Source organism: Alteraurantiacibacter aquimixticola (assembly GCF_004965515.1).
Lineage (GTDB): Bacteria > Pseudomonadota > Alphaproteobacteria > Sphingomonadales > Sphingomonadaceae > Alteraurantiacibacter > Alteraurantiacibacter aquimixticola.
Window position 1 is genome coordinate 129054 of the sequence record NZ_SSHH01000003.1, and the last position, 13745, is coordinate 142798.

At 65.3% G+C, this 13745-nt stretch carries 12 protein-coding genes; 6 read left to right on the forward strand and 6 right to left on the reverse strand.

The annotated features are described in order from the left end of the window. Window positions 1-217 precede the first annotated feature (217 nt). Together E5222_RS11545 and E5222_RS11550 are read left to right on the forward strand one after the other, a co-directional pair. Window positions 218-556 carry a hypothetical protein gene (locus E5222_RS11545; RefSeq protein ID WP_136693955.1) on the forward strand — a complete coding sequence of 113 codons (339 nt, stop codon included), beginning with the start codon at window positions 218-220 and terminating at the stop codon, window positions 554-556. A 16-nt stretch (window positions 557-572) separates the two neighbouring features. Then, window positions 573-2618, forward strand: a complete 2046-nt coding sequence (locus tag E5222_RS11550; RefSeq protein WP_136693956.1) for a hypothetical protein — start codon at window positions 573-575, stop codon at window positions 2616-2618. On the opposite strand, the gene E5222_RS11555 is transcribed toward E5222_RS11550, so the two are convergent. From E5222_RS11555 to E5222_RS11570, 4 genes are read right to left on the reverse strand one after another with little or no spacing between them, the layout of a single operon-like run. Further along, window positions 2615-3958, reverse strand: a complete 1344-nt coding sequence (locus E5222_RS11555; protein ID WP_136693957.1) for an MFS transporter — start codon at window positions 3956-3958, stop codon at window positions 2615-2617. The two genes, E5222_RS11550 and E5222_RS11555, sit on opposite strands and share 4 nt — an antisense overlap. 57 nt (window positions 3959-4015) lie before the next feature. Beyond that, window positions 4016-4618 carry a nuclear transport factor 2 family protein gene (locus tag E5222_RS11560; protein WP_136693958.1) on the reverse strand — a complete coding sequence of 201 codons (603 nt, stop codon included), beginning with the start codon at window positions 4616-4618 and terminating at the stop codon, window positions 4016-4018. A gap of 23 nt (window positions 4619-4641) precedes the next feature. Further along, window positions 4642-6684, reverse strand: coding sequence for a PQQ-dependent dehydrogenase, methanol/ethanol family (locus E5222_RS11565; RefSeq protein WP_136693959.1), 2043 nt, complete (start codon window positions 6682-6684; stop codon window positions 4642-4644). Window positions 6685-6686: 2 nt separating this feature from the next. Continuing rightward, window positions 6687-8258, reverse strand: coding sequence for a carotenoid oxygenase family protein (locus E5222_RS11570; protein WP_136693960.1), 1572 nt, complete (start codon window positions 8256-8258; stop codon window positions 6687-6689). Window positions 8259-8460: 202 nt separating this feature from the next. Here E5222_RS11570 and trxB point away from each other — a divergent pair, with 202 nt between their 5' ends. After that, window positions 8461-9432, forward strand: coding sequence for a thioredoxin-disulfide reductase (trxB, locus tag E5222_RS11575; RefSeq protein ID WP_136693961.1), 972 nt, complete (start codon window positions 8461-8463; stop codon window positions 9430-9432). A 35-nt stretch (window positions 9433-9467) separates the two neighbouring features. Here the strand turns inward: trxB and E5222_RS11580 are convergent, their stop codons facing one another. Next, complete coding sequence (locus tag E5222_RS11580; RefSeq protein ID WP_136693962.1) at window positions 9468-10373, reverse strand: prephenate/arogenate dehydrogenase family protein; 906 nt, start codon at window positions 10371-10373, stop codon at window positions 9468-9470. Further along, on the reverse strand, window positions 10370-11488 hold the full coding sequence (hisC, locus tag E5222_RS11585; protein WP_136693963.1) for a histidinol-phosphate transaminase: 1119 nt from the start codon (window positions 11486-11488) through the stop codon (window positions 10370-10372). Before hisC ends, E5222_RS11580 begins: the two co-directional genes overlap by 4 nt. 88 nt (window positions 11489-11576) lie before the next feature. Here hisC and metX point away from each other — a divergent pair, with 88 nt between their 5' ends. Genes metX through metW form a run of 3 tightly spaced genes read left to right on the forward strand, consistent with a single transcriptional unit; the run spans window position 11577 to window position 13704 of the window. Continuing rightward, window positions 11577-12683, forward strand: a complete 1107-nt coding sequence (metX, locus tag E5222_RS11590; RefSeq protein WP_136693964.1) for a homoserine O-acetyltransferase MetX — start codon at window positions 11577-11579, stop codon at window positions 12681-12683. Next, complete coding sequence (locus E5222_RS11595) at window positions 12680-13120, forward strand: GNAT family N-acetyltransferase (RefSeq protein ID WP_136693965.1); 441 nt, start codon at window positions 12680-12682, stop codon at window positions 13118-13120. The genes metX and E5222_RS11595 overlap by 4 nt, the downstream gene beginning before the upstream one ends. Beyond that, window positions 13117-13704: a methionine biosynthesis protein MetW gene (metW, locus tag E5222_RS11600; protein WP_136693966.1), complete on the forward strand. Its 588-nt coding sequence runs from the start codon at window positions 13117-13119 to the stop codon at window positions 13702-13704. Before E5222_RS11595 ends, metW begins: the two co-directional genes overlap by 4 nt. Window positions 13705-13745: the final 41 nt, after the last annotated feature.

A 13745-nucleotide genomic window follows, 5' to 3' on the forward strand; every position in this document is an offset into this window, starting at 1 on the left:
TTGGGTGCGGCCTTGGCGAAAATTGGGGGTGGCTACCGAAGCTGGCGAAAACCGGACGACTAGACTGGTCGCGACTTATCCAGATCGAAAGGGATGGACCATGCGACATAGAACCCTCGCTCTCTTGCCCGTTATCGGAATGACGCTGGCACATGCGAGCCCGGCAGCGGCCCAGATGGCCGGTTTGGCAGGCCTGGGAGGCATTGGAGTTGGCGTGTTGGACAGTGAAGGAAGCGCCTGCGCCGCTGCGGCGGATGCAGAGCACGAACGCTGGATCGACCTGCTCTCCGTCGGTTCGGCCATTGAGCGCCAGTCCAGGAGCGGAGGCCCCGGCCGCATCACCATCGAGGCGGGGGACGCGAAATCGGTCGAAGCGATCAATGCGCTGGCGCAATGCGGGGGAGCGCTCCAACTCGCCCTGGGCGATGGGAGGAGGACGTATCGCCTGTCCGGAGTGTCCATCCGCCAGAACGAGCAGCGGCGGAACCTGCGAAGCGAGATCCGGGCGCACGGGTCCTTCACGCTGACCTACGAAGCTGTCCAGCGCGCGGATTGAGGCCGGGGAGATGACCATGGGCAAGCGGGTTACCGCCGCGATCGGCCTGGGCCTTGGCTCGATGGCGATCGCAGCCGCGGCACAGCAGTCGCAAACGCAGACGATCGGCGCCAACCGCACCGAAGTGGCGCGGCCGGCGGACCTCGATGTGCAGGTTCCGCAGGACTCGGTACTGCTGCGCCAGCGGGACACTTCGGACTTGCTGCAGGCCATGCCGGTGCGGCGGCGCCTCTCCCTGCAGGCCGTGCGCGCGCAGCCGGTGATCGAGCTGGAGCAGGGCACGGCGGATATGCGCCCGGTGCTGGAAAACCGCGCCGCGCCGGTCAATCTCGCCCAACGCCTGCGCGCCTCGCCCCAGCTTGTCTCTGTCGAGGCCGATAATTTTGAGATCGCGGAAGTCCCGCAAGGCATCGTGGTGCGGCAATATGTCGCCTATTCGCTCCAGCCTGGCGCATGCAGCAATCCGGCGCAGCGCCGCGCCGTGGCGGAGCAGGGCGTGCAGTGTTTCACGCGCAGTACGCCCGCCGAACGCAATCAGGCTTTCGCATCCAGCGAGAACTCCGCGCGTTTCGTGGGCGACCGGGGCGAACGCCAGCGCGCGCTGGCCGAAGCCGGACGGGCAGAGGCCGAGCAGCAGGCGCAGATCGACGCCGACATCGCCCAGCTTCGTGCCAATTTCGCCGATCCCGCCCAGCGCGCCGAGATCGCCGCGCAGATCGGCGCGGCCGAAATCGCCCGGCTGGAAACGCTGAGTGACGAGGACTTGCAGGCCGCAATCATCAACACCGCCGAGGTCGAGATCGAGGAGGTGATGTTCGTGCCCAATGTCGCGGCGCGCGACCTGCAGATCGAGGCGCGCCCGGGGTTCGGCCGGTCCAGCCCGCCAGGGGGAGGCGAGTTCGGGCTGGCCGGATCGGGCGGACCGCAAGCCAGTTCGCTGCCGCCCGCGCACAGGCGCGGCCCCGATGGATTGAGGGTGCAGGCGGGCCCGATCACCGGCGCGAGCGATTTCAGGGCGCGCGAGCCGCTCAATATCTCCGAGGACATCGCGATCGATCGCGAAATCTACCTCACCGGATTTACCTATGGCCGCGCATACGAATGGCGCCGGCGCGTTTCGGTCACCATCGCATGGTGCTTCACCGGCTGCCGGCGGACCTATTATGTCGAGCCCTATGCGGGCTTTAGCTATGGCTTCGGCCTGCGCTTCCCGATCCGCATGGAGGGAACCTATCGTTATCGCCACCAGAACGGGAACGAGCGGGCATCCTTCGTGCCGCAATTCATGCCGATCGACGGCAGCGTGCAGGATTATTCGCGCGCCGGCATAGCCAATTCACAGCTGTTCGGCGGGCAGGAGCTGGTGGCCGAGGCGACCGCCAATTCGGGCCTGGTCTACAAGCTTCCGCATGGGCGGCAGGGCGATCTCAGCCTGTTCGACGTCGGCCTCGACCTGACCGACCGCTTGCCGGCACCTTTCGCCAACGGGCAGCTCCTTCCCCCTTCTCCCGGCGATCGCACCGATCCGGTTGCACGGGCATTCGAATCCGTCGACCTGCTGCTCAATCGCGGCAATTTCGGCGCGGTCGGCGCGCGCGTCCATCCGGCGGTGCAGCTGCGGCTGGTCTCGGACGGGCTCAGCTTCACCCTGCGCGACCATGTCGCCGACAGCCAGACGCGGATGAACCGGCCGGGCGAGGCCTATCCGCTGGCGGTGAACGCCAACCATGTCAGCCGCTTTTCGGTGAGCGATCCGGTCTACAATCTCGGCTTCGAGCTGACGCCCGGGCTGATCGGCCGCGCCTTCGTCGATATCAGCCTGTGGTCCAATCATTGGGACTGGCCGGTCTGGTTCCCGCAGCTGGCCGTGCGCCTGCCGCCCGACGGTATCGACTTTTCCTGCCACGACGACACGACCTGCAGCCACCAGTACCGGATGCAGGCGGATTACTGGAGCGCGCCCACGCGGACCAACCCGCCGCCGCGCCGCACCAATCCGGAGCCCACGCCGCAAAGGAGCAATCCTGCGCCCGCGCCGCGCCGGACCAATCCGTCGTCCTAACCAAGCGCCTCGTTTTCGGCCGCGATGATCGCTTCGACCCTGCGCTTGTAGGGGCCGTAGCAGAGGAATTTGAGCCACAGGCCGATGGCACCGAAAATCCCCGCCGTGGCGAACATGGCGTAGCGGATGTCGCCCTCGTCGGCGAAGACGAAGTCGGTGAACAGCGCCACGCATAAGGGGCCCAGCGCCGTTCCCACCACGCTGATGGTGAAGGCATAGGCGGCGAAAACCTGACCGCGATATTCGTTCGGTGTCACGGTGGAGAGCGCCGCCGTGCTGGCGGGCGCGCCAATGCCCATTGCAAGGTAGTTCACCGTCGTCAGCGCCAGCGCCAGCTCGGCCGTGGGCATCAGCAGCACCAGCATCATCAGCGGCAGCGACAGGCAGGTGCCGATGATCGAGAGCAGGATCATCGCGCCGGCATGCTTCTTCGCCATGCGCTCGCCCAGCCATGCCCCCAGCGCCAGGCCGATCGGCACGATGGCGATGCTGAGGATCCCCAGGATCGGGCCAACCACTTCCGGACCCCAGCCATAGGTGCGCTGGTAGAAGGGAATGCGCCATTGCAGCAGGCCGTAGATCTCGATCTGCAGGAAGGCCGCGCCGAGGAGGAAGGGGAGGTAAAAGGCCTTCTCGCGCCAGGCGAAGCGGAACACCTCGGTCACTGGCGGCTTGTCCGACCGCTCCCGCCCGCGCCGCACCGGCTCCTTGATCGTGGTGAAGACCAGCAGCGCGACCAGCACGCCGGGCAGGCCGACGATGAGCAGCACCAACTGCCAGTCCCTCATCTCGACGCCCAGCACGTTGAACACCTTGCCGCCGACAATCCCCATCAGCACGCCGCCAATGATCAGCGACAGGGCAGAGCCGAGCGAGATGCCGAACTGGTAGAGCGACATGGCGCGCGGATATTTCTCGCGCGGGACGAGGTCGGAGATCATGGAGATCGCGTTCGGGCCCTTCAACGCCTCACCCGCGCCGACCATGCCGCGGCTGATGAAGAGTGTGGGAAAGGTCTTGGCCAGCGACCCGGCGGCAGTGGCGAGGCTCCACAGCGCGATGCCGAAGGAAAGGATCGCCTTGCGATTGCCGGTGTCGGCAAAACGCGACATGGGCAGGCCGACAATGGCGTAGAAGAAGGAGAAGGCGAAGCCCACCAGCAGGCTGACTTCGGTATCGGTCAGCTGCAGGTCACGCTTGATCGGCTCGATCAGGATCGAGATGATCCCGCGATCGACATTGTCCAGCGCATTGACCAGGGCGAACAGGCTGATGGCGTACCATGCCTGCCGCGCGGGCGGGTAGGGCGCGGATGCGCCGCCCGCCACCTTGTCCGTCATCACCAACCCTCCCCCACGCGCATGGTTAGTGCATCGCGGGGGATTGGCAAGCAGGTCCTAACGGTTGCGGTAAGCCTCGGCCGCGGCATCCATCGCGCGCACCGGGTTTTCGGGGCCCGGATTGCGATTGGGGATGAAGTCGTTGAGGACATTGCGATAGGTCAGCAGCCACTGGCCGTCGATCTTCGCCAACTGGTCCTCATAGGTGCCGAACGTGCCCATCTTCAGGCTGTCGCCGGGACCGTCATTGGCCATTTCCACCCATAGCGAGGTGGCCCAGGCGCGGTCGCCTTCCACGCGCACGGTGGATTGCAGGATCACATGGCGCAGCTTGGCGGGCTGGCCGTCCTCGGTCTGGTAGAAATTGCCGATCCCCTCGGCAAAGCGCGTCACCGCCTCGCGGATCGCCTCGCGCCCGGTATAGGTGCCGCTGGCGAATTCGATCGTGCCGTCTGGCGCGAAGGTTTCGACATAGGCATCCCAGTCATGGAAATCGATGGCGAAGAGATAGCGCGCCATCAAATCCTCGATCTGCGCGCGGTCCTCGGCATAGCCGGCATTGTAGGCGGGCTGTTCGGCCAGCGCGGGGGCAGGGGCCGTTGCCGCCAGTGCCAGTCCCGCAGCGCCGAGCGCCAGCTTCGCGTTTCTCCAGATGGTCATGATCCTCTCCCCTCGATGATGTCTCAGCTGCCCCAGTCCTCGTTCGCGCGGGCGATCAGGTAGTGATGGATCGCCTCGCTCTCTTCGGACGAGAGCACGTCGGCAAAGCTTGCCATGCCATTCGCCGCGCGGCTGCCGCCAAGGACGATATCGGCGAAAGTGGCGTGGGTCTCGGCCGACATGTGCCGCAAATCCTTCACCCCGCCGCGCGCGGCATTGCCGTGGCAGATGGAGCAATTTGCGCCGAACAGGCGTTCGCCCTGCGCGACCACTTCGGGTCCCGCCTCGAGCGCAGGTGGACGCGCCGCCATGGCCGGTACGACGAAGCCTTCTTCCGGCATGGCCGGCAGCTCGACAGTACCGCCCAGCCTGAAGACCAGCAGGCGCGGCTTGCCCAGATGCAGTTCGGAGAAGGAAGCGCGCTCGACATGGGCGAGCCCGCCGCCCCAGCCCGCATTGACCGCGATATATTGCACGCCGTCGACCATATAGGTGATGGGCGCCGCGATCGGCACGTTCTGCACCGGCATCTCCCAAACCTTCTCGCCAGTGGTAGCATCATAGGCGGCGAAACTGGTGCCGATGGTGCCCTGGAAGACGAGGTTGCCCGCCGTCACCAGCACGCCGCCCGAGCCCTTCTTGGCATAGGGCACGCGCCAGCGTTCGGTCTGCGTCACCGGGTCCCAGGCGGAAAGCCAGCCCTTGGAATGTTCGTCCGCATATTCGGCGATCTCGCGGCGGATCTCGTCATGCCCTGCGAAGGCGGTGCCGAGGCCCTGTCCCGGCGTGTAATCCGGCGCCGCGGCATAGGCCATGTAGGTTTCGGTCACCGGGACATAGGCAAGGCCCGTCTCTGGCGAATAGGCCATCGGGTTCCAGTTATGCGCGCCGCCCGCGCCGGGACTGACCATGACGGGTATTTCGCCATAGCGTGCCTCCGGATTCTCGATCGGCCTGCCGGTTTCCATGTCGATGCCGGTTGCCCAGCTGATCGGGGCGATGGTCTCGGCGCTGATCAGCTCCCCGGTCTCGCGGTCGAGCACGTAGAAGAAGCCGTTCTTGGGCGCCTGCATGATGACCTGCCGCATCCGCCCGTCGATCTCCATATCGGCGAGGATCATGTTCTGCGTGGCGGTATAGTCCCACTCTTCCCCCGGCACGGTCTGGTAGTGCCAGCGATATTCGCCGGTCGCGATATCCAGCGCTACGATGCTGGCGAGGTAGAGATTGTCGCCGCCTTCGGGGCTGCGCCACTTGCGCACCCAGGGCGAGCCGTTGCCGGTGCCGATATAGAGAAGGCCCAGCTCGGGATCGACGGTGAGCGAATCCCACACCGTGCCGCCGCCGCCGCTTTGCCACCATTCGCCCGACCACGTTTCGGCAGCGGCTTCCATGGCCGCATTCTCGAACCCGTCCGCCGGATTGCCCGGCACGGTGTGCCAGCGCCAGATCATCTCTCCGGTGGAGGTATCGTAAGCGGAGACGTAGCCGCGTACGCCCATTTCGGCGCCGCCATTGCCGATGAAGACCATGTCGCCATGCACGCGCGGCGCGCCGGTGATCGTGTAGTTCATCGCATTGTCGACGGTGAGGGTGGACCACACCTCCTCGCCGGTCTGCGCATCGAGCGCGATCAGCCGCCCGTCCAGCGTGGCGATCAGCACCTTGCCTTCATGGTATGCGAGGCCGCGCGTCACGATGTCGCAGCAGGCGAGCCTGCCGAAGCGCAGCGGCACTTGCGGGTCGAAGCGCCACAGCTGCTCGCCCGTCGCGGCGTTATAGGCGGTGGTGATGTTCCACGGCTCGATATTGAACAGCACACCATCGACCACGATGGGCGTTGCCTCCTGCCCGCGATCGGTGTCGAGATCGACATACCAGGCAAGGCCGAGCTCGGAGACGTTCTCCGCATTGATCTGATCGAGCGGGCTGAAGCGCTGTTCGTTCGCTTCCAGCCCGGTATGCGCCCAGTCGACATTTGCCGGCGAACTGTCCTGCGCATAGGCAAGGCCGATCCCGCCCGCCAGCAGCGCGCCTGCCAGCACCACACCAAGCTTGCGGATCATGCCTAGGCTGCTCCGATCGCTTCGGCGTCCGCCCACCAGCCATGGACCTGGCCCACGCAGGCATAGGGCATCTTCACCCATGCGCGCGGCCCGCTTTCGATATCGGCGAGGTCGAACAGGAACAGGTTGGACCTGCCATTCTCGGCCTGGCTGGACCCAAGCCCGATCAGATAGCCATCGCCTTCCGGTGCATCGGGCGTGCGCGGCACGAAGCACATTTCGGACAGCGAATAGCCTTCCACACGGGCGATCTTGCTGGTGCCGGTCTGGTGATCGACGATTCCCCAGCCGCCATTGGGGCCGGTCACCTGCAGGAATCCCCAGCGATAGGGCAGTGTGTGGAAACGGTCATCCTGGCGGGCGAGCACGCCGGTCAGTTCGGGAAAGATCGTCTCTGCCTGATAGGTGTTGCCGCCATCGGCCAGGTCGACGGTGAAGCGGCGCAAATAGCCGGTGCCTTTTACCGGGTCCCACGGCTCATGCAGGCTGGGGAAGAAAGGGAACTGGTTCCCTTCGCCGCCATCCATGTCGACGGTGATCTTCGTGCCATCGTTCCAGCCGCCCATCACATGGGTGCAGAACAGGTTGGGCCCTGTCAGCCAGCGGATGTCGGTGCCATCGCCGCCGCGGCGCAGGATACCCATGTAGCAAGGCGTCTTGCTGTCATAGGAGAAGTGCACGCCGCCCGCCGCAATCCGGTCCGGATCGGCGACCATGTTGACGAGATAGAGCACGACGTAATCCTGCGTGACGCAGAAATCATGCATCATGCCCGCATAGGGCGCCTCGACCGTCACCGACCAGGTGATCTCGCCGTCCTTGTCGGCAGTAAAGACGTTCACGTCCTTCGACAGGAAGCCGTTTGCTTCATAGCCGAAGCTGATGAACTCGCCCGTATACGGATCGATCTTGGGGTGGGCGGTGTGGGTCTTGCTCTCCAGCTTGCCGCCGAAGGTATATTCGGGATCGGTGGTCTCCAGCGTCAGCGGGTCCATGGCCACGGGCGGACTGTCTTCCTTGAAGACCAGCAGCTTGCCGTGATGGGTGAAAAGCTGGGTGTTGGCCGTCCCCTGGTTCAGCCCTTCGACGCTGGGATCATTGGTCGTCGGATTGCGATACATGCCGTACAGGGAACGCCGCGCCTCTGCCTGCGCCTTCCACCGAGCGTTTTTGGCATAGCGCGTCTTGTAGTCGACATGCCCGTCCTTGATGCGGAACATGGAGACATGGCCTTCGCCATCGAAGGGAATGTCGCCCACATGCTCGGGCGCCTTGGGATATTGCGGGTCCGGTCCCACGCGGTAGAACGCCCCGTTCAGGTCCTTGGGCCAAGCGCCCTCCACCTCGCAATCGCGCAAATCCATCTCGGTGCGGTTGGTGCCGCTGCCGCCGAACATGCGCGGATCCTCGGGGAAATCGACTTGCGGCGCGCCAGCCGCCGGATTGGCCGTGCCGGGCTGTGCGAAAGCGCTGCTCGCCGCGCCGAGGCCCACCAGCGCGGCGCCGGTGCCCAGCGTCGATGCGCCCATGAAGCCGCGCCTGTCGAGACGCGGTCCCTTGATATCCTTGGTCATGTTCGTCCTCTCCCGTGAACGCCCATATGGTCGCGCCAAGCCCACGCGAAAGCAAGGCCATTCTAACAGATGATACAATTGGCGACTTCAGGCCGCCGCTTTCCACAGCCTGTCCCCGGCACGCCGTCCAGCGCGCGGTTGAAATGACCCCCCGCGCCGCCTACCTCGAAAACCGATTTCCGATCACCAACAGGGCGATTCCATGACTACCCACAAGACCCGCATGCTCATTATCGGCTCCGGCCCGGCTGGCTATTCCGCCGCCATTTATGGCGCGCGTGCGGGGATGGAACCGATCGTGGTGCAGGGCCTGCAGCCCGGCGGCCAGCTGACCATCACCACCGATGTCGAGAACTATCCCGGCTTCGCCGACGTGATCCAGGGCCCGTGGCTGATGGAGCAGATGAAGGCGCAGGCCGAACATGTCGGCACGCGGATGATGTGGGACACGATCGTCGATGTGGACCTGTCGGGCGGCTCGCCCTTCAAGGCCGTGGGCGATAGCGGCGACGAATATGTGGGCGACGTGCTGGTGATCGCCACCGGCGCGCAGGCCAAGTGGCTGGGCGTTCCGGGCGAGCAGGAGCTGGGCGGCAAGGGCGTTTCCGCCTGCGCCACCTGCGACGGCTTCTTCTATCGCGGCAAGAAGGTCGCGGTGATCGGCGGCGGCAATACCGCGGTCGAGGAAGCGCTCTACCTCACCAACCATTCTGACGATGTCACGCTGATCCACCGCCGTGACGAGCTGCGCAGCGAGAAGATCCTGCAGGATCGCCTGCATGCGAATGAGAAGATCTCGACCCTGTGGAACAAGACCGTCACCCGCTTCGTGGCGAACGACAAGGGTACGCTGGGCCACCTCGAACTGCGCGACACGGTGACGGGAGAGACCTCCACGCTGGAAGTGGACGGCGCCTTCGTCGCCATCGGCCATGCCCCCGCGACCGAACTGTTCAAGGGCAAGCTGGAGCTCGATGCAGGCGGCTATATCGTGGTCGAGCCCGGCACGCCCAAGACGGCGATCCCCGGCGTCTTCGCCTGCGGCGATGTGATGGACCACACCTATCGCCAGGCGGTCACGGCTGCGGGCACCGGCTGCATGGCCGCGCTCGATGCCGAACGCTTCCTGGCGGAGCTTGAGGATTCGAAACGCGACAGCGTACCGGCGGAGTAGTCTCGGTTGCTCCTCCCCTCGGGGGAGGGCTTTACCTAATCGTGTTCGCGCCCGAAGTCGGGCCGCGGATCGTCCTGCCCCAGCGCCACAATGGAGCGCCTGATCGCTCGGGTGCGGCTGAAGGTGTCGTGCATCATCTCGCCATCGCCCGCCCTTATCGCCTCGCGCATCAGGGCAAGGTCGGTGAGGAAGACGTCGAGCATTTCCAGCACCGCGTCCTTGTTGTTGAGGAACACGTCGCGCCACATGGTGGGGTCGCTCGCGGCGATGCGGGTGAAGTCGCGGAAACCGCCGGCGGAGTACTTGATCACCTCACTGCGCGTCACTTCCTCCAGGTCGCTGGCAGTGCCGACGATCGTATAGGCGATGAGGTGGGGGATATGGCTGGTGACGGCGAGCACGCGGTCATGATGGGCGGCATCCATCGTTTCCACCATCGCGCCCAGTGCTTCCCAGAAATCGACCAGCTCGGCGACCTTGTCTTCAGGGGCATCCTCCGGTGGCGTGACGATGCACCAGCGCTGGTGGAACAGCGTGGCAAAGCCTGCATCGGGGCCGGAATGCTCGGTGCCCGCCACCGGGTGGGCGGGAATGATCGTTCGACCGGGCAGCGCCTTCACCAGCGCCTCCGTGATCGACCTCTTGGAGGAGCCGACGTCGGAGATGACGCAACCTTCCTTCAGCCCCGGCGCGATCGCCTTGGCCGCTTTGCACATGGCGCCAACCGGCACGCAAAGGATGACGAGGTCCGCGCCTTCGACCGCTTCTGCCGGATTATCCGCGATGACATCGGCGAGCTGCCGTTCCCGGGCGCGCTCGCGCACTTTGGGATCGGCGTCATAGCCGCTGGTGGCGACGCCCGGCATATCCTGCCGCACGGCGAGGCCGATGGATCCACCGATCAGCCCGAGGCCGATAATCGCAACTTTTTCAAAGCTCATCCGGCGTCACCTGCCACGTCGCGCAGGGCTGACGCAATGGCCTGCATCTGCGCGCCTGTGCCGATGGTGATGCGCAGCGCCTGCGGCAGGCCCTGGCCCGGGAGGTGGCGCACGGCATAGCCTGCCTTGGCGATCGCATCCTGCGCCGCCTCCGCTGTCAGTTCTCCCTCGAACAGCACGAGCACGAAATTCGCTTCGCTCGGCACCACGCGCAATCCGTGATTGCCCAGCGCCTCCAGAGCTGTGACGAAGTCGGCGCGCGTCGCGGCATTATGCTCGCGGCTGGCAATAACGAATTGCTGGTCACGCAGCGCGGCAAGCGCGGCGGCCTGTCCACTGGTGGTCACGTTGAACGGCCCGCGAATGCGGTTGAGCGCATCGACGATATGCGGAGCGCCGGTGCCCCAGCCGATCCGCTCTCCCGCAAGGCCGTAGATCTTGGAGAAGGTGTGGGTGACCAGCACGTTGTTCGTTTGTGCCGCCAGCTCCAGTGCACCATCGTCATGGGCCGGATCGACATATTCGCCATAGGCGCGATCGATCACCAGCAGCACGTCCGGCGGCAGCCCTTCATGCAACCGCGCCAGTTCTGCACGCGGCAGGAAAGTGCCGGTGGGATTGTTCGGATTGGCGAGAAAGAGGACTCGTGTCTTTTCGTTTACATGCGCCAGCAGCGCATCGACATCGGCGGCATAGTCCTTGTCCGGCGCCACCACCGGCTCCGCCCCGCAGCGGCGCGCGGCAATGTCGTAAACGGCGAAGGAATAGCGGCTGAACACCACCTCGTCCCCCGGCCCGGCAAACGCCTGGGCTGCAAGGTTGAGCAATTCGTCCGAGCCGGTGCCGCAGACGATGCGCGCGGGATCCACGCTGTGCAGCTTGCCGATTGCGGCGCGCAGCTCGGTCGAATCGGGATCGGGATAGGCCGCGCTTGTCGACACAGCGGCGCGCGCCGCCAGCGCCTGCGCACTGGTGCCAAGCGGGTTCTCGTTCGCCGACAGCTTGACCAGCGCCTTGCCGTCCGCGCCCTTGCTCTTGCCCGGCACATAGGCATGGATCGCGGCGATCCACGGCTTCATCTGCGGGGCGTTTGCGGGGGCCTTGCTGTCACTCATTGCGGTCGCGTCCTTGCTCAAGGCAGCGCCCTTAGCGCCTCGCGCATGCAATTGACAGTGCGCGCATGAGGCCCCAAGTCGCAGGCCCATGGCAACCGCGCTTGCATCCGACCTGACCACCCTGACGCTGGGCGCTCCGCTTGCGCTCGACAGCGGCAAACAGCTCGCCAATGTCGAGCTTGCTTATGAAACCTATGGCGAGCTGAACGCGGACAAGTCCAATGCCATCCTGATCTTCCATGCGCTGACGGGTGACCAGTTCGTGGCCAAGACGCATCCGCTGACCGGCAAGCCCGGCTGGTGGGATCGCATGGTGGGCCCCGGCAAGCCGATCGACACCGCCCGCTACCACGTGATCTGCGCCAATGTGATCGGCAGCTGCCTCGGCTCGACCGGCCCTGCCAGCGCGGCGCAGGATGGCGAGCCTTACGGCATGCGCTTTCCCGTCATCACCATTCGCGACATGGTGCGCGCGCAGGTCGGCCTGCTCGATGCGCTGGGGATCGAGCGGCTGCATGCAGTCGTCGGCGGATCGATGGGCGGGATGCAGGCGCTGAGCTTTGCCGCCAATTTCCCCGGCCGGACAGAGCGTGTGCTGGCCATCGCCACCACCGCGCGCCACTCCGCACAGAACATCGCCTTTCACGAGGTGGGGCGGCAGGCGATCATGGCCGATCCCGATTGGGAAGGCGGCGATTACTACGCACGCGGGAAGGGTCCGGAAAAGGGCCTCGCCGTGGCGCGCATGGCGGCGCATATCACCTATCTTTCGGAGCAGGGGCTGACCGATAAGTTCGGCCGCCAGCTGCAGGATCGTGACGCGAAGAGCTTCGGTTTCGATGCCGATTTCCAGGTGGAAAGCTATCTGCGCTACCAGGGCCTCGCCTTCACCGACCGCTTCGATGCGAACAGCTACCTCTATATCACCCGCGCGATGGATTATTTCGACCTCGCGGAGGAGCATGGCGGACTGCTCGCCGATGCTTTCCGTGAGGCGAGCGACACGCGCTTTTGCGTGGTCAGCTTCGATACGGACTGGCTTTATCCCACATCCGAAAGCCGCAATGTGGTCCACGCGCTCAATGCCGTGGCCGCACCGGTCAGTTTCGTGGAACTCTCCGCGCCGTTCGGCCATGACAGCTTCCTGCTCGAATGCCCGGCGCTGGACCGTGTGGTGAAGGGGTTCCTGGGATGATCGCGCTACCGCCCGGATATGAGCTGACCGATGACCAGTCGCGCATCGATGTGGAGGCAACCCACGCCTATCTCACGCGCAGCTACTGGTCGCCGGGCATCCCGCTGGAGACGGTGCAGCGCGCGCTGGCGAACAGCCTGTGCGCCGCAGTGCGGCACGATGGTGCGCAGGTCGGTTTTGCGCGGGTCATCACCGATTATGCCACCTTTGCCTGGCTCGCCGATGTCTATGTGCTGGAAGACCATCGCGGGCTCGGGCTCTCGAAAGCCATGGTTGCCGCATTGCAGGACCATCCGCGGCTGCAGGGATTGCGCCGCTGGGGCCTCCACACGCTGGATGCGCACGGGCTCTACACGCAACTGGGCTGGAAAGGACAGGCAACGCCCGACCGCATGATGGAACGCGTCTTCACCAATCTCTACCCGGTGCCCGCATGAGCCTGCGTCCCGACCTTGCCAAGATCGCCGAGCTAGTGCCCGAGGGTGTGCGCGTGCTCGATGTCGGCTGCGGCGAGGGTGAGCTGATGGACGTGCTGCGACGCGAGCGCGGCGTTGATGCGCGCGGCATGGAAATCGATCCCGAACTGGTGGAGAAGAGCGTCAGCCGCGGCCTCTCCGTAGTGCAGGGCGATGCCGACCGCGACCTGGCCGATTATCCCGACGCCGCATTCGACGTGGCGATCCTCAGCCAGACGCTGCAGACCGCCTCACGCCCCGATTACATGCTCGACCAGCTGCTGCGCATCGGCCGCACCGCCTTCGTCAGCTTTCCCAATTTCGCCTATTGGAAGATGCGTCTCAGCCTGCTGATGAACGGCCGCATGCCTGTGACGCGCCACCTGCCGGTCAGCTGGTATGAGACCAAGAACATCCACCACCTGACCGTGGACGATTTCCGCCAGCTGATCGCCGACAAGGGCGTGACGGTGGAAGGCTGCTGGTTCTTTGCGGACGGCAAGGAGATCGGCGGCAGCAACGCCAACTGGCGCGCCGAACATGCGGTGTTCCGGTTGAGCAGGTAGGCCGGCCCGGCATACGGCACTGGCCGAAGCGCCGGGCCGCC

Bases quoted from the DNA above. Each gene is read 5' to 3' on its own strand.
- E5222_RS11550 (WP_136693956.1), top strand. From the start codon at position 573: ATGGGCAAGCGGGTTACCGCCGCGATCGGCCTGGGCCTTGGCTCGATG.
- E5222_RS11555 (WP_136693957.1), bottom strand. From the start codon at position 3,958: ATGACGGACAAGGTGGCGGGCGGCGCATCCGCGCCCTACCCGCCCGCG.
- E5222_RS11560 (WP_136693958.1), bottom strand. From the start codon at position 4,618: ATGACCATCTGGAGAAACGCGAAGCTGGCGCTCGGCGCTGCGGGACTG.
- E5222_RS11565 (WP_136693959.1), bottom strand. From the start codon at position 6,684: ATGATCCGCAAGCTTGGTGTGGTGCTGGCAGGCGCGCTGCTGGCGGGC.
- E5222_RS11570 (WP_136693960.1), bottom strand. From the start codon at position 8,258: ATGACCAAGGATATCAAGGGACCGCGTCTCGACAGGCGCGGCTTCATG.
- trxB (WP_136693961.1), top strand. From the start codon at position 8,461: ATGACTACCCACAAGACCCGCATGCTCATTATCGGCTCCGGCCCGGCT.
- E5222_RS11580 (WP_136693962.1), bottom strand. From the start codon at position 10,373: ATGAGCTTTGAAAAAGTTGCGATTATCGGCCTCGGGCTGATCGGTGGA.
- hisC (WP_136693963.1), bottom strand. From the start codon at position 11,488: ATGAGTGACAGCAAGGCCCCCGCAAACGCCCCGCAGATGAAGCCGTGG.
- metX (WP_136693964.1), top strand. From the start codon at position 11,577: ATGGCAACCGCGCTTGCATCCGACCTGACCACCCTGACGCTGGGCGCT.
- E5222_RS11595 (WP_136693965.1), top strand. From the start codon at position 12,680: ATGATCGCGCTACCGCCCGGATATGAGCTGACCGATGACCAGTCGCGC.
- metW (WP_136693966.1), top strand. From the start codon at position 13,117: ATGAGCCTGCGTCCCGACCTTGCCAAGATCGCCGAGCTAGTGCCCGAG.